Origin of the sequence: Coprococcus sp. AF102-57, from assembly GCF_027686195.1 — a bacterium.
Lineage (GTDB): Bacteria > Bacillota > Clostridia > Lachnospirales > Lachnospiraceae > Allocoprococcus > Allocoprococcus comes.
In genome coordinates this window covers 141,598-156,891 of the sequence record NZ_JAQCSY010000003.1, presented here as the reverse complement: position 1 = coordinate 156,891, position 15,294 = coordinate 141,598, and the positions used below count along the sequence as shown (strand labels likewise).

Annotated in this window: 17 protein-coding genes and 3 pseudogenes; 3 read left to right on the top strand and 17 right to left on the bottom strand. The window is 39.6% G+C overall.

What is annotated here, in order from left to right; translation table 11 throughout:
* The first annotated feature begins 16 nt into the window (after positions 1-16).
* On the top strand, positions 17-463 hold the full coding sequence (locus PGZ10_RS03295; RefSeq protein ID WP_008369771.1) for a GatB/YqeY domain-containing protein: 447 nt from the start codon (positions 17-19) through the stop codon (positions 461-463).
* 44 nt (positions 464-507) lie between these two features.
* On the opposite strand, the gene PGZ10_RS03290 is transcribed toward PGZ10_RS03295, so the two are convergent.
* Positions 508-807, bottom strand: coding sequence for a type II toxin-antitoxin system PemK/MazF family toxin (locus tag PGZ10_RS03290; RefSeq protein ID WP_022221087.1), 300 nt, complete (start codon positions 805-807; stop codon positions 508-510).
* 3 nt (positions 808-810) lie between these two features.
* A complete protein-coding gene (locus PGZ10_RS03285) occupies positions 811-1,053 on the bottom strand; it encodes an AbrB/MazE/SpoVT family DNA-binding domain-containing protein (protein ID WP_044998617.1) in 243 nt (80 codons plus the stop codon).
* 160 nt (positions 1,054-1,213) lie between these two features.
* Here PGZ10_RS03285 and PGZ10_RS03280 point away from each other — a divergent pair, with 160 nt between their 5' ends.
* Positions 1,214-2,428, top strand: coding sequence for a DUF4317 domain-containing protein (locus PGZ10_RS03280; protein WP_270540677.1), 1,215 nt, complete (start codon positions 1,214-1,216; stop codon positions 2,426-2,428).
* 181 nt (positions 2,429-2,609) lie between these two features.
* Here the strand turns inward: PGZ10_RS03280 and PGZ10_RS03275 are convergent, their stop codons facing one another.
* The 5 genes from PGZ10_RS03275 to PGZ10_RS03255 form a co-directional block, all read right to left on the bottom strand.
* Positions 2,610-3,308, bottom strand: a complete 699-nt coding sequence (locus tag PGZ10_RS03275) for a site-2 protease family protein (RefSeq protein ID WP_227119682.1) — start codon at positions 3,306-3,308, stop codon at positions 2,610-2,612.
* 140 nt (positions 3,309-3,448) lie between these two features.
* Positions 3,449-4,153, bottom strand: coding sequence for a TVP38/TMEM64 family protein (locus PGZ10_RS03270; RefSeq protein ID WP_117834345.1), 705 nt, complete (start codon positions 4,151-4,153; stop codon positions 3,449-3,451).
* A gap of 12 nt (positions 4,154-4,165) precedes the next feature.
* Complete coding sequence (locus PGZ10_RS03265; protein ID WP_117555980.1) at positions 4,166-4,852, bottom strand: TVP38/TMEM64 family protein; 687 nt, start codon at positions 4,850-4,852, stop codon at positions 4,166-4,168.
* A 164-nt stretch (positions 4,853-5,016) separates the two neighbouring features.
* Positions 5,017-5,301: an RpiB/LacA/LacB family sugar-phosphate isomerase gene (locus PGZ10_RS03260; protein ID WP_082421164.1), complete on the bottom strand. Its 285-nt coding sequence runs from the start codon at positions 5,299-5,301 to the stop codon at positions 5,017-5,019.
* 20 nt (positions 5,302-5,321) lie between these two features.
* A complete protein-coding gene (locus tag PGZ10_RS03255; RefSeq protein ID WP_055261386.1) occupies positions 5,322-6,110 on the bottom strand; it encodes an SseB family protein in 789 nt (262 codons plus the stop codon).
* 180 nt (positions 6,111-6,290) lie between these two features.
* On the opposite strand from PGZ10_RS03255, the gene PGZ10_RS03250 reads away from it, so the two are divergent.
* A complete protein-coding gene (locus tag PGZ10_RS03250; protein WP_173826266.1) occupies positions 6,291-7,679 on the top strand; it encodes an MATE family efflux transporter in 1,389 nt (462 codons plus the stop codon).
* A 166-nt stretch (positions 7,680-7,845) separates the two neighbouring features.
* Here the strand turns inward: PGZ10_RS03250 and PGZ10_RS16735 are convergent.
* The 10 genes and pseudogenes from PGZ10_RS16735 to PGZ10_RS03195 all read right to left on the bottom strand — a co-directional run.
* Positions 7,846-7,968: pseudogene (locus PGZ10_RS16735) on the bottom strand (5-methyltetrahydropteroyltriglutamate--homocysteine methyltransferase); the annotation flags it as partial.
* Between the two features lie 79 nt (positions 7,969-8,047).
* The gene (rbr, locus tag PGZ10_RS03240) at positions 8,048-8,590 is read right to left on the bottom strand and encodes a rubrerythrin (protein ID WP_117649977.1); all 543 of its coding nucleotides are present in this window, start codon (positions 8,588-8,590) and stop codon (positions 8,048-8,050) included.
* A gap of 15 nt (positions 8,591-8,605) precedes the next feature.
* Positions 8,606-9,222 (bottom strand): annotated as a pseudogene (locus tag PGZ10_RS03235) (flavin reductase).
* On the bottom strand, positions 9,215-9,622 hold the full coding sequence (locus PGZ10_RS03230) for a Fur family transcriptional regulator (RefSeq protein WP_117822940.1): 408 nt from the start codon (positions 9,620-9,622) through the stop codon (positions 9,215-9,217). Before PGZ10_RS03230 ends, PGZ10_RS03235 begins: the two are co-directional and overlap by 8 nt.
* Positions 9,623-9,748: 126 nt before the next feature.
* Positions 9,749-10,501 (bottom strand): peroxide stress protein YaaA, encoded by a 753-nt coding sequence (gene yaaA / locus PGZ10_RS03225; protein ID WP_118217956.1) that lies wholly within the window; start codon positions 10,499-10,501, stop codon positions 9,749-9,751.
* On the bottom strand, positions 10,501-10,956 hold the full coding sequence (gene bcp / locus PGZ10_RS03220) for a thioredoxin-dependent thiol peroxidase (protein WP_270540676.1): 456 nt from the start codon (positions 10,954-10,956) through the stop codon (positions 10,501-10,503). The genes yaaA and bcp overlap by 1 nt, the downstream gene beginning before the upstream one ends.
* Before the next feature lie 3 nt (positions 10,957-10,959).
* Positions 10,960-11,172 (bottom strand): DUF6219 family protein, encoded by a 213-nt coding sequence (locus tag PGZ10_RS03215; RefSeq protein ID WP_117649891.1) that lies wholly within the window; start codon positions 11,170-11,172, stop codon positions 10,960-10,962.
* A 478-nt stretch (positions 11,173-11,650) separates the two neighbouring features.
* Complete coding sequence (locus tag PGZ10_RS03210; RefSeq protein WP_330674216.1) at positions 11,651-11,935, bottom strand: hypothetical protein; 285 nt, start codon at positions 11,933-11,935, stop codon at positions 11,651-11,653.
* 33 nt (positions 11,936-11,968) lie between these two features.
* Positions 11,969-12,142: pseudogene (locus PGZ10_RS03205) on the bottom strand (DUF4186 family protein); the annotation flags it as partial.
* A gap of 316 nt (positions 12,143-12,458) precedes the next feature.
* The gene (locus PGZ10_RS03195) at positions 12,459-15,284 is read right to left on the bottom strand and encodes a hybrid sensor histidine kinase/response regulator (RefSeq protein WP_270540675.1); all 2,826 of its coding nucleotides are present in this window, start codon (positions 15,282-15,284) and stop codon (positions 12,459-12,461) included.
* Positions 15,285-15,294: the final 10 nt, after the last annotated feature.

The following is a 15,294-nucleotide window of genomic DNA, read 5'->3' as shown; positions in this document are numbered from 1 at the left end:
TTTGGAGGAATATACAATGAGTAAAATTGATGAAGTAAGAAGCGCTATGGTCGCAGCCATGAAAGCAAAGGATAAGGACACAAAAGAGACATTATCTGCTCTTCTTGCAGCCCTTAAGAACAAAGCCATCGACAAACGTGCCGATCTTACCGAAGAAGAAGAAGTTCAGGTTATCTTAAAAGAGATCAAACAGACAAAAGAAACTCTGGAGATGACTCCTGCTGATCGTACAGACATTATTGAAGAATGCGAGAAACGTATCGCTGTTCTTGAGCAGTATGCTCCGAAGATGATGGACGAAGCTGAGATCAAAGAAGTAATCGCAGGTGTCCTTTCCGGTCTTGGAATTGATGCTCCGACACCAAAGGATAAAGGACGTATCATGAAAGAACTGATGCCGAAAGTAAAAGGAAAAGCTGACGGAAAGCTTGTGAATGATATTCTCACAGGAATGATGGCTTAATAGCAGATATTATGAATGCAGGGTTCCGGATTGGTTCCCTGCATTTATATATAGTCGAATATACTCTGTATTGCGTCTGTTACATTAATTACATCTGCCATTTTTACACGATCTATTATTTTATACCCCCTGACTCTCAAGTCTAACATTTTCATTTGTTCACATTGGATATAACCTTTATTTTCATCCATTTCAACATAAATGTGAAGTGGGCTTTCTGTACTCTCTCCTAATATTGGACAGCCAATTATTTCTCCCGACTGATTAAAAAAATTTTTACTTGCAACAAATACAGGATCCTTAATTTTTTCCACTTTTAAAACAGCCCCCTGCTGTATCTCCATTTTCTACCACACCTCTCTTCCTTCCGGCTTATCCCATTCATATTCTCCATCAAGATTTAACTTACCACCAAACTTTTCAGCTCTTTCTTCTAATTTTTGATGCCTGAAGGTCTTAACAAGCATAATCATACCATCCGATACTTTTACTTCCAGCATATCATTTATTTCTACATTGGCCTCTTGTAAAATATCTTTTGGAAGTCTGATTCCCTGACTATTTCCCCATGCTTTTACCTGTGTTTGCATAAAATTCACCTCCATATAATGTATATACTTAGTATATACATTATTCTGAAAATAATCAAATAATTTTCTCTCCTAATCACACTCTTCCTCAAAATATGTTATAATTCATAAGCATCAGTCTTTTACAAAATCACAATTACCAAAAGGGGATTTACTTACTATGAATAAAAAAGAAGTTACTGAAATCAAAAAACAGTTCACCCCATCCAACTGTGCGATCACCCGCATCTGCGGATGCTATGTAGATGGTGAAAAAGAGAAAAAAACGGAGATGAAAGATGCTTTCCTTTCTCTTCCGGAAGAGGAAATGTTCAAGTATTTTGACATTTTCAGAAAGTCCTTGTCCGGTACGATCGGAAAAAATCTTCTGAATATGGAATTTCCTCTGGAGACCGAATCGGAAGGTGGTACACAGGAATTTCTTCTCAAATTAAGAAACAGCCGGCTTACTGACGACGCTCTTCTGGAAGAATTCTATAATCGCGTCATCGATTCCTATGATTATGCCGAGAACTATCTGATCCTGCTCGTCCATGCAGCCTACGATATTCCGGGAAAATCAACGGACGGAAGTGAAATGTTCGATGCATCCGATGAAGTCTATGATTACATCATGTGTACCTTCTGTCCGGTCAAGCTTTCCAAGCCAGGACTCAGTTATCACGCAGAAGAAAACAGCTTCCATGAGCGTATCCGTGACTGGATCGTAGAGATGCCGGATGCCGGTTTCCTCTTCCCTGCTTTTAATGACCGCAGCACCGATATTCACAATCTGCTTTATTATTCAAAAAATGCAGAGAATCTCGGAAACGGTCTGACCGATCTGCTTCTTGGATGTGTTCCGCCACTCACCGCCGGAGATCAGAAAGAAACTTTCCGTACACTGATCGAAGAAACGCTCGGTGATGACTGCGACTACGATACAGTCAAAAATATCCACGAAAACTTGAATGAAATGATTGAACAGAATTCTGAAAATCCGGAACCACTCGCCCTTGACAAAGCAGAAGTTAAATACCTCCTTGCAAAAAGCGGTGTCGAAGAAGAAAAGTTGGAAACATTCGATACGCAGTACGATTCCGCTGCCGGAGAGCACAGTACACTCCTTGCCTCCAATATTGCAAACCTCAAAAAATTCGAGATCAAAACTCCGGACATCACCATTCAGGTAAACCCGGAATGCGCAGATCTTGTAGAAACACGTATTATCGATGGTCAGAAATGCCTGGTCATTGTCGTTGACGACCGCGTTGAGATCAACGGAATCAGTGCAAAGACTGCCGTATCCGGAGGACTTCCAAAGTCTTCTACCCCTGATGCATCTGATGAATCCAAAAGCGATACATCCGAAAATGAAATAGATGTTCCATTCTAAATGCCTTACATATTATACGAAAGACATTTTTATTGAATGTCTTTCGTAATATTTCCTTATTTCTTTTCAGTTTTACAATGTATACGAAAAATGCAGGTAATCCTCTCGACTACCTGCATTTTCCTATACGCAATTTTCTATTTTCACTTACACCGTTTCCCGGCTCTTTTTCACCTTTCTCTTAAATCACCGTTCCTCCACCGGTCGTCACAAATCCAACTCTCAGAATTGCTTTCACAAAACTCCACATTCCATTGATTACTGCAGAATTCAGCAGACTGATCGGCACATCCAGAATTCCTGTTCCAAGTAACAGAAGCAGAATCCACATACTATACGGTCGGATCTTCCAGTAAAACTCTGCTACCCTCGGAAAGATCTCAGCAAGAATATTCGATCCGTCAAGGGGCGGAATCGGAATCAGATTGAACACACCAAGTCCAATATTCAGCACTGCTCCATAATAAGTAAGCACATAAAGATAATTCAGAATCAACCCACTCGATCCGTACTTATACAAAAGCCCGTGCAGAATCATACAGACAAACGCAAGCAAGAAATTCATGACTACTCCCGCTGCTGCCACAAGAATCGTATCTCTTTTTTTATTCTTATAATTCCTGGTATTGATCCTTACCGGCTTTGCCCATCCCACATGAAATACAAGCAGACATAACGTTCCCCACACATCCAGATGCTTAAATGGATTCAAGGTCAGTCTTCCGTCATATTTTGGTGTCATATCCCCGAGTTTATATGACACATATCCATGTGCAAATTCATGCAACGAAACAGCAAATAGTGTGGCAGGGGCAACGTAAATGAGTGTCTGAAAAAACTGATACATCGCCCTGGTCAGTCCTGTATTCTGAAACAGCATAATATCCTCCCGATTTTCTTAGTAACGTCTATTATAGTCCCAAGAGAAAACGGATTCAAGAAAGATTATGTAAATTTTTTCTAAAGATTGTACAGAAAAAGTCATTATCCAATCCATAGATAATGACTTTTTTATACCATTTATTTTGCTTTTTTATTCTGTCTGTCCATGTAGATCTTTCTCCCCATAAAAATCAGTGCCGACAGAGCAAACAGGATCAGCAGTCCTGTCACCAGAAGCTTCGCTCCTCCTGTCAGCATTCCTCCAACATAAGAATATACAATCGTTGCCGGAAGCTGTCCTACACCAGTTGCCACAAAAAAAGATATAAACGACATCGAAGTAAGTCCTGCTGCATAACTTACAATATCAAACGAAATAAACGGAAGCAAACGACAGATCAGAACTGTATTCTTTCCATATTTTTTAAAAAATGTATCTATCTGCTGCATTCCAGCTTTACTCGTAAGCTTTTCTGCCACATCACGTCCAAGTATTCTTGCAATGAAAAAACATACCGCTGCTCCTGCCATCGCACTGCTCCATGACAGAATAGCTCCCTGCCACCATCCAAAAAGATTCGCATTTGCAAATGTAATCAGAAATGCCGGAAGTGGCGCTGCAATCGACTGAAAAATCATAAGCAAAAATGAAATCAATGCCGCATATGCCCCATAAGATGCTACAAAGTCTCTGACCACTGCAAAGTCTCCACTAGCAAACATCTTAAATACCTGATTCATCACATGTTTTACGGACGGAAATACATAATAACTTCCGATTGATACAATAATCAAAACGATCACTACTATTTTCCCCACCCAAATATTTTTCTTTTTTTCCATACTTTTTACTCCTTATTCCTTATTTTCTTCCAGGTCATCTTTCAGGTAACGTTTTTTCAGGATTATCCCGATTATCGTGACTACAACTGCCAGCACTACTGCTATTCCAATATAAAGCAACCTATTCTCCTTATCCGCAAGGCCTGCTGTACCAACCGTATACATCGCTGTACCAGGTAGCATAAATATCAACGAACCAATTGCATACGTACTAAAACGGATATCTGTAATACCATACGCAAAATTCTGCAGATTAAATGGAAATACCGGAACCAGACGTGTAATCATAAGAACAAATAATTCATTACAGCCAGTATCGTCAAACAACCATTTTTTCAAGATACGGTTTTTTGCAACCACTGGTCCAATACTGTCTTTCAAGAAAAAACGTCCTGCAATAAATGCAAGAACCGCCCCGATCGTTGTTGCCAGAGAACAACAAATCGTACCGATTACTGGTCCAAAGAGAAGTCCTGCCAGTATCGCAAACGTCACTCCCGGAAGCGCAAGCACCACACACCCAACAACTGTCAATACCATATACAATAGAATTGCCAGAGGAAGATTATTCTGCACTATCCGCTTCATAAATTCAAGATTTTCTGCAGTACTTATGTAAGAAGACCAGTCAAAAATATGATTCAGGATCACAATCAAAAGGATGATTCCCCCAAATATCCATAGCTTCTTGTTTTTCATCTCTTTTTCCTTTTCCCCTTTTTGAATTTTGCTATCTAATGTTATCACATTTTCCCTTCTATCTCAAATACATTTATACTATAATTGTATATCCTTATCGTGTTTTTCTATAGCAAAAAGCAGCCCTTGATGGACTGCTCTTTACGCTTTCTGAATAACTCAGATTATTTACCTTCTTTTTCGTATTCTGTAATTCTTGCCACCTTTGGCATAGAACGGGATTCCGGATCGAAAGTTACGCTTAAGTACTCTTTTACGAGGCATTTTGCGAGCTCAATTCCTGTAACCTGTGCACCAAGTGTGATAATGTTGGCATTGTTACTGAGCTGTGCTCTCTGAGCCTGATATACATTGTTAACCAGTGCTGCATAAGCTCCCGGAACTTTGTTGGCAGCAATGCTTACCCCGATACCTGTTCCGCAGATCAGGATTCCTCTTGCAATTTTCATTTTCTCTTTTTTATTTTCGATTATTCTTGTGTTTTGTTTTCGTTTTCTTTCGTTTTTGCCGGTTTTCTCTTTATCTGCAACTGCAGGTTCACCCCAAACGGATTGACTGCAACGCCAAATGCTTCCGGTGAAAGAATTTCCGGAATCTTACTTCCTTCTACAACAGCGGTTTTCAATGTCACACCCTTGTTCAGGTTCTGGAATTTCTTAACTTCCTGCACATCCGTAAAGATTGGCTGATACACTTTCCCATCTTTCTGTTTCAGAATCGGAATTCCTTTGTCCTCCTGAACAGTCACAATATAACGCCCCTCCTGATAATGGGCAAGCATTTCTTCGTTCAGTTCTTTTAACTCATCCGTCATCTCCGGTTTATCCGGCTTTCTCATCTGTTGCATAAAATACGCTGCAGTCAGCACCAGTTCCGGATTCTCTACACGTATTTTTCCTTCTGGCAGTTCTTCATCCTTCGGTCTCGTGATCAATTCGTCAAGCTGCACAGTAATCTGTCCGTCCAACCCTTTGTCCACCAGAATACAGTTGACTCCCATCGGAAACAGCCCGGTAAAAAATGACAGGCGGGAATTTTCATCCACCTTGACAAGCTGCATTGGATTTCCCTCCTTCTGAAGCTTCATAGCCTCTTCTTTCGCTTCCGCTTCTGTGTAGTAAAGAAGGATCTCATCATCAAATGTCTCCGGATCGCAGACCACATATGGCATTCTTGTACAGGATGACATCAGTACATAAATTGCCTCTGTAGTACGCAGTTTATTTAAAGTTTCGATTTTCTGATTTGTATTACTCATTCTAGTATATCCCTTTCCTATTTCTCCATATAACAAGAATTATACCCGTCTGTCCGAAAGAAGTCAATTTATACTCCCTTATTCCACTTGATTATCTTCGTATTTTCCTATATCATATGTGTTTAGTGGCTGTTTTTACAATATTTTTACTCTTTTATCAGAACAGAAAGGAATGAGAAAATGAATCAGGAAAATACATCTGCACCTGCAGAAAACAAAATGGGTACCATGCCCATCGGAAAACTATTATTTAATATGTCTCTGCCTATGATGATTTCTATGCTGGTACAGGCTTTGTACAACATCGTAGACAGTATTTTTGTCGCTAAATTATCGGAAAATGCACTGACCGCCGTTTCACTTGCCTTTCCACTCCAGACACTGCTTATTGCAGTTGGAACCGGAACCGGTGTCGGCATGAATGCACTCCTTTCCAAATCACTTGGAGAGAAAAATTTCAAAAAAGCAAATGCAACTGCAAGCAACGCTGCCGTTTTATATTTTTTCAGCTATCTCGTATTTTTCATTCTTGGCTTTACGATCGTCCGTCCTTTTTACGCAAGTCAGATTGGAAATGCTGACCAGGAGATCATGGAACTCGGAATTGAGTACTTAAGCACCGTCATGATTTTTTCTTTCGGGCTGCTTGCACAGGTCTTCTTTGAGCGTCTTCTTACTTCAACCGGAAGAACCATCTTCAGTATGACTTCCCAGCTGACAGGGGCAATCACTAACATCATTCTTGATCCAATCCTGATCTTCGGACTTCTCGGAGCTCCGAAAATGGGTGTGACCGGAGCTGCTGTTGCAACCGTGATCGGACAATGTGTTGCCGCACTTGTCGCCGGATTTTGTAACCACCGGTACAATCATGATGTGAAACTGAAGTTTCATGGATTCAGACTCGATTTCCATATTATCGGCACCATTTATGCAGTTGGAATTCCAACGATTATTATGCAGTCCATCGGATCGGTTATGACTTACTGCATGAACCGCATCCTGATCGAGTTTTCATCAACCGCAACTGCTGTATTCGGCGTTTACTTTAAGCTACAGAGTTTCTTCTTCATGCCGGTATTCGGTCTCAACAATGGGATTACTCCGATCATTGCCTACAATTATGGTGCCGGTCAGAGAAAACGTATGCTCAAGACGATCAAACTCAGTATGCTGGTTGCCTTCTGCCTCACCTTCATCGGATTCCTCTGCTTTGAAGGAATCCCACAGATACTTTTGGGTATGTTCAATGCATCGGACGAGCTGCTCACCATCGGAGTTCCTGCCCTGCGGATCATCGGAATCCACTATCTGATCGCATGGTTCTGTATTGTATCAGGAACAGTATTTCAGGCTCTTGGAAAAGCATTTTTCAGCATGATCGTCTCCATTATGCGTCAGTTATTTGTACTGATCCCTGCCGCATATATCCTTGCAAAACTTGGCGGTCTTCATGTAGTGTGGTGGTCATTCCCGATTGCGGAGGTCATTTCACTTATGGTATCCTCCTTCTTCCTGGTACGGATCAACCGGACGATCATTTCCAGGGTTCCAGAGGGAAAGCTTTAGTAGAACTGTGCTCGGATAATTCCTCTGATAGCGAAAAAGAAGATTTTCACGTGTCGATTCAGATCCGCGAAAATCTTCTTTTTATTTTAACTTTATCTTACATAAATCCCTGTATGGATTCGTCCTCGCAAGCCCAATCTCAACCGCTTCACCTGTAGGATATTGCTTTTTCTTCCAATTCCGGTCTCTTGGTTGTGATAAGTCCAAGAACAACCTTCTTATCTCCTGAAACCTTTGCAAGTGGTGCAAATCCACCGGATCTTTCATCATCATACTCCAGATAATATGCGTAGAACTAACAAAGTCTCAACCTATCATTACTGCTTTTTTGAATTAATCACTTTCTTCTTCGTAATAATCTCATCCCCTTAATAATTCTCTTCATGTACTTCAAAATAGCTCTGTGGATGATTACATACCGGACATACTTCAGGTGCCTTAGTTCCTACCACAATATGTCCGCAGTTACGGCATTCCCATACTTTAACTTCACTCTTTTCAAAAACTTTAGCAGTTTCAATATTCTTAAGAAGTGCACGATATCTTTCCTCATGGTGCTTCTCAATCTCACCTACTGCCCTGAATTTTGCTGCAAGCTCAGGGAATCCTTCTTCCTCAGCTGTTTTAGCAAAGCCTTCATACATATCTGTCCACTCATAATTTTCGCCTTCTGCCGCTGCCGCCAGGTTTTCCTTTGTATCACCAATTCCTGCTAATTCCTTGAACCACATCTTTGCATGTTCTTTCTCATTATCTGCGGTTTTTAAAAACAATGCTGACATCTGCTCGTAGCCTTCCTTTTTCGCTACAGAAGCAAAATAGGTATACTTATTTCTTGCCTGTGATTCCCCTGCAAATGCCTCCTGTAAATTTTTCTCAGTCTGTGTTCCTACGTATTTGTTTGCTGCCATTTCTTTTTCCTCCGTTTACTTTACTATTTTTTCAAAATCTGATGCTGGGTGCTTACATAAAGGACATATAAAATCATCCGGTAATTCTTCTCCTACATATTCATATCCACAAATTCTGCAACGCCATATTGTCTGCCCATCCTCGGTTTTTCCGACTGCCTGTGGCTTAGGTTTAATATTATTCTGGTAATAATCATATGTGACAGAAGGAACATTACTTAAAACTTCCATATCTGTTATCTCACCGATAAACATTGTATGTGATCCTAAGTCCTCCGTTTTATTAACTGTTACAGAAATGTATGCATTTGTACCTTCTGTAATATAATAAATACCATTTGTACCCCTAGCACACTTTTCAAATGCTTCAAATTTATTGGTATCCCTTCCTGATTGGAAGCCAAAATGTTTGAACAATTCAAACTGTGCCTTCTGACTTAAGACTGATACTGTGAATTTTCCAGTTCTCTGAATCATGTCATGCGTGTAATTTGCTTTATTGACGCAGATACTTAACTGGTTCGGTTCTGAAGCTGCCTGAATGGCTGTATTAATAATACATCCATTGTCTCTTCCCTGGCAGTCAGTACAAACAATCCATAACTCAACTTATACATTGCTTTCCTATCCATTTTTTTCCTCCTTTACCTTCTCCCTGCATTTTGGGCAAATACCTTTAAATGAAATATCATAATCCAAAAATTCGATTCCATGAGTGTTATGAATTCTTTCCAGTAAATCCGGTATTTCATCCATATCCACATCTGAAACCTCACCGCATTTTACACACCTGACATGGTAATGATTTTTCAATGTAAAATCGAACCTATTCGTTCCATCCGGAACTTCAACCTTCCTTAGCGAACCCTCATCTACCAATATATCAAGATTTCTATATACAGTTCCTTTTCCGATTGCAGGATATGCTTCTTTTATAAATTCGTACACTTCATTTGCTGTAACATGTCTTCTCATTTCGTATACGGCATTTCTTACAAGATCTTTTTGAATGGTATTTCTCCTACTCGTCATCAGTCCTCCTTGTTAGGATTTATTCTTAATAAGGATTGTATATCATTATTATTCTATTGTCAATAAAATTAGTAATAATTCTCATTATTACAAAAAGATGCCCGTGCTGAGCATCTTTAATCTAAATCATTGTTCTATTTTTCGTTCAAAAACATATTCAGTATCTGATGATAAATCAGACCGGAATGAATAACCAAGTCTGTCGAATTTCTTAATATCCTCAGGATTTTCAATACTGTTTTCAGCCATGAACCTAACCATTTCACCACGAGCCATCTTAGCATATGTACCTTTTGTCACCAGTTTATCTCCTGATAATTCACAAAATGTAATCGTAATGTATCTATCCCGTTGTGTCAGATATTTTTCTATACATTTAGAGTATTCTTTCGATGCCAGATTGATTATAACCCTGCTGTTATCAATCACTGAGCGGTACAATAAATCTCCCCAATACTCATATAGATTTTTTGTTTCTCCTATTCCAACCTTCGCCTGCATTTCCAAACGATAAGGCGTCACACCATCTCTTGGTTTTAACACACCATAAAATGCAGATATTATTCTCAAATGATTTTGCACATACTCGAACTGACTGTCCTCCAACACGGATGGTGCCATATATTGAAAAGCAATTCCTTCATATGATAAAACAGCCGGACTGAGCATCTGATAAAGATTCATATTTCCCAATCTATTGAAATTTTGTTCTGCAATCTTGTCATTACATTTCCAAATGCCTTTCAGTTCCTCTTTTGACTTACTTTTCAACCAACTTTGTATCTCTGTCGTCTTTTCAATAAATTCAGGCAATGCATCCGGTTCTATACTGTCAGTATCTGTAATCATCTTTTTAGCAGGGGATAATATTATCTTCATTAATCTAATTCCTTAAGCATATTTTCAGGGTCATCTGCAGCCTTGACTTTATCATTTGCCTTTATAATAACCCCTTGTTCATCAATAAGATATGTGGTTCTTACTACTCCCATAGATACTTTGCCATAATTTTTCTTTTCTTTCCATACATCATAAGCTGCAATAACTTTTCGCTCTGGATCTGCTAAAAGTGTAAATGCCAATCCATATTTTTCCTCAAATCTCTTGTGAGACGCTACAGAATCCTTACTGACTCCAAGAATAACTGCATTTTTTTCGGTAAACTGAGGGTATCTTTCGGAAAAACCACATGCCTGCTTCGTACATCCCGGTGTATTATCCCTTGGATAAAAATACAAAATCACTTTTTTTCCTGTATAATCCGATAATCTATGTATTTTCCCATTTTGATCTGGCAACTCAAAATCAGGTGCCTTAATTCCTACTTCCAACATTATTTATTCCTCCCTGTCTGTAACTTTCTCTTTCTTTGCCTTTTCTTTCCTATTCCCAGTAATCATTTTATGACCTGTATATATCGCCATTACCATACATAACATAGAACTTAAAGCAAAGTATTTATGACTTGATTTTAGCTTTTTATATCCAGTGTAATAAGTCCCAAACATTGTAATTAATGCTCCAACTGACCAATATTTATGTGCTTTCATGTAATTCCTCCATTTTTTCAGTGTATTCAATTGTAATTATACTCTACCACATTCCTATGTCAATTTGATAATAGCGCATTCCTATAAAATTTTCAGAATATCATGGTTAAATCTATGTATTGTTATCCTATAATTTTTCTTTGAAAAAATCTAACCAAAAGCTTACCTTCAGAAAATTACAATTTAATCTCTTTGCCATCTAAGATGCTCATACAACGCTGTCATGAATGTCCATTTATTCCGGTCACAAACTGGTTTCTCAAAAGAAGAAAAATATCACTGAATCAAATAATAGTGAGAATAGTTAAACAAAAAAACTGAGCTTTATTCATCAAAGACAAAGTTGCTGGAGAATATTTTTCTCTCCAGCAACACTTTCTTCATCTTTAAGCCATTGAAACACAATACTGTCCAATCAACTTCGTCCAACTATTATATTTATTCTTTTCACACACCTTTCGGCAAATTTCATTTTCCATCAGTACACAGAACTGAACATCTTATCATAATCAAGTGCCCAAACAGCACCATTCACATGGTTTTCCACTGCTTTCTGATCTATGTGCTTTAAGCGTGTGACCATTTTTTCAATTTCTCCATTTCCCAAGTTACCGATATTTTTACAGATAAACCGAAAGAAATTCAATGTTGCATATTCGTCATGCCAATGGAACTCTTCTGGATTGTTTTTAATTTTACTGGCTCGCTGCTGTTCTTTGATTATCTGAGCAGCTACACCTTTCATCGAATCTTCGTATCTCATATTATTCACCTACTCTTCCTCAACGCCCAGTGACGGATGTCCACGTATTAGTGTCTGCTTGCCATCATTTGCTATATACGCCGGAGCTTCTCTCTTTGCGATAAACTCCTTTGCATGTTGTCTGATTGTATCCAATCCTTCTTCGTTTATGTAATCAATATCCTTCTGCTTCAGAGGGAAACTGCTTCGAAACTTGGAATTATCCAGTCGTTCAAATAACTGCCAACACGCATCACTCCCGGAATTCTATTTTCAGAGCAGAGTACCTGCACCCGTCGTTTCGACAGTCCCCATTTTTCAGCTGTTTGACTGATTGAAAGATATTCCATGCCTTCATCTCCATATTTTAGTGAATTCACGATCAATCATATTTCTATTTTTAAATTATAATCATAAGTGCGAATAAAGTCAATTTCAGCTACCACCTTAGTTTTCTTTCTCTTCATCTTCTAACATATCTACTCAGCTAATTGAAGCATACTTATTTCAAGAAAAAGAGCATATGGATTTGATTCCATACACTCTATGTTACATACCTTAAAATCGTTTTTATAACTTCATCAATCACAATCGGCTTTGACAAATGTGCGTTCATTCCTGCATCCAGTGATGCCTGAACATCTTCTGCAAATGAATTAGCTGTCATTGCTATAATAGGAATATTTTTTCCATCCGGTCTGTCATTCATTGCCCTGATTGCTTTTGCTGCTTCATAACCATTCATTTCAGGCATCATGATATCCATCAGGATTACATCAAATGTGCCTTCTGGATGATTTCTGAAAATCTCAACAGCATTCTTTCCATCCACAGCTCTTTCTACATTCATCCCGAACTCTTCCAACTGCACGGCAGCAATTTCTGCATTCAGTTCATTATCCTCTGCAAGAAGGACATTCACACCTGTAAGATTTACCTTTTCAGAAAAACCTGTGTCTGACTTATTACATTCCTTATTTGTAATTTCCAAAGGAATATCCACAGTAAATGTAGTTCCCTCCTGCTTTTTACTCTGCACAGAAATGGTTCCACCCATCATATCTACATACTTCTTTACGATAGCCATCCCCAGTCCAACTCCATGGTACTGCGTTCTCACATCGGAATCTTCCTGTGCAAATTCCTCAAAAACTTCTTTTGTAAATTCCTCACTCATGCCAATACCAGTATCCGAAATGCGGTAACGCATATTTATATATCCATCCCCGCCCTTTTCCTGACACCGGGCTTCAAACGCAATCGTCCCTCCATCCGGAGTGAATTTCACGGCATTGCTCAGAATATTGACCAGCACATCACGCAGGCGTGCAGGATCCGCAAGTACATTTGGAATCTTTACTTCTTCACGCTGAATCTTAAAGTTGATATCCCTGTTCGTAAGAAAGCCTTTTGTAATATTCAATGCAGAATCTGTAATGTTTTTCACATCCGCCGGTACCGGATTGTATTTCACTTTTCCACTTTCGATACGGGTCAGATCTAATACATCATTGATCAGCGACAGTAAATGCTCTGAGCTTTCGTCAATCCTTTCCAGACAATTTTTCACTTCGTCTGACGGATTGTTTTTCATTGCAATACCGGTAAATCCTATGATTGCATTCATCGGTGTCCTCATATCATGGGACATATGTGACAGAAATGTTGTTTTTGCCTTGTCTGCAGCCTGTGCATGCTCTGCCAGTTCCGCCATTTTCTCAGCTTTCTCCTGGGCCGACTTCTGAGCTTTTTTTCTTGCACTGAGACGCACCATTGTCACAGCCATAGTAGTCAGCAGCCATCCAAAAATAAGAAGAATCCAAACAGTAACAACAGGATGCAGACGGATCCAGTCAACAAATGTCAGATCTGTTGCTTTGTATGTGGTATACCGTGCTGCTAGATCTTCGACAAGATTTTTTGGCATGGCATACATTGCTTTCGTCAGGATGCCAGCCAGTGCATGATTCTCTGTTGATGATATTACCATGCGGTAGGTGTATGTAGGCTGTTCCAGCAAAGTATATGTCAGGGTGCCTGTGGTGTCACTATTCACAAACGCCTGTGCCATATAATAGTAGACGAAGGCAGCATCTGCTTTACCCTCACGGACAGCTTCCATCATTTCCTGTCGGGTACTGCACATCAGTTTTTCTGCGCCGGGTGCCATTGCATCTTCAATTGAATTTGATGCTGTCTGGTCAACCGTAGTAACAACATTGATTTTTCCATCAAAGTCACGCCGTGTCACCCTTGCCATCTGCATTGTAATGAAAGGTGCAGTAAGCCCCCATTTTTTCGTCTCAGCATAGTTATCTGTTTCCAGGCGTGCATCGATACTCATATCTGTGGTTTCCGTATTTTTCTGATAAGCAATATACTCATCTCTGGTGGCAGGTGTAAGAAACTCATAGGAAATCCCGGCATAGTCTGCAATTTTCCGGAAGTAATCCGGGATAATCCCCTTTATCTCACCATTTTCATTATAAGAATATGGATAACGGGTCGGATCACACAGAACACGAATTGGGTTGTCCTTGGAATATTGTGCAATAATACTTTTTTCTTGCTCCGTATATTCCAGATTCTTAGTTTCTATGCTTTCATAATTTTTATTGTAAAGCGTCGTTTTCCAGTCACCCTCAACTGCATTCATCTGGTCGATTGCATAATTGATCTCATTCAGCAATTCTGTATTGCCCTTTTTAACAATGACATAGAAATCGCTGCTGCCAAATTTATCCACGATTCGCTCATTGTTTGTTTTTCTCAGAGAACTGGTAACAATCGCATCAACTTTTTCGCTCTGAAGGGCTTCCTCCATCTCTGCGGTCGTATCAAAATAAGATGGAACATATGTAAATCCTTTGTTGTCTGCAAAATCCGCAAACTCTTCATTCCGGGTGTTTCCGTTCAAAAGCGCCACACGCATACCGTTGTAAGTGCTGTAATTGCCGTCCACAATCGTGCTGTTGTCACTGCGGACGGTCAGCATCCCATAATTGGTTCCGATCGGACGTGAAAAATCAAACTTTTCTTCTCTGTCCGGTGTTTTGCGGGCAGATGTTACCATGTCGATCTCGCCATCTTCAAGCATCTGCTGCATATCATCCCAGCTCTGATCGTATCCGACATATTCGTAATCTACATCCCAATAACGAGCCATCAACCGGAGGAAATCATAGCCATAACCGCTGCGGTTCCCCTCTTCATCCATCATATGGTATCCATCCATGGCAAAGAAACCGACTTTGACAGTTTCATGCTGCGAACTATCCTCGGCCGCATATGCAGTCTGGGGAGAAAATATCATACACACGCATACAAAAACCAGTAACACTGCCACATATTTCTTTGCTCTCGAAATCATATTAAATCTC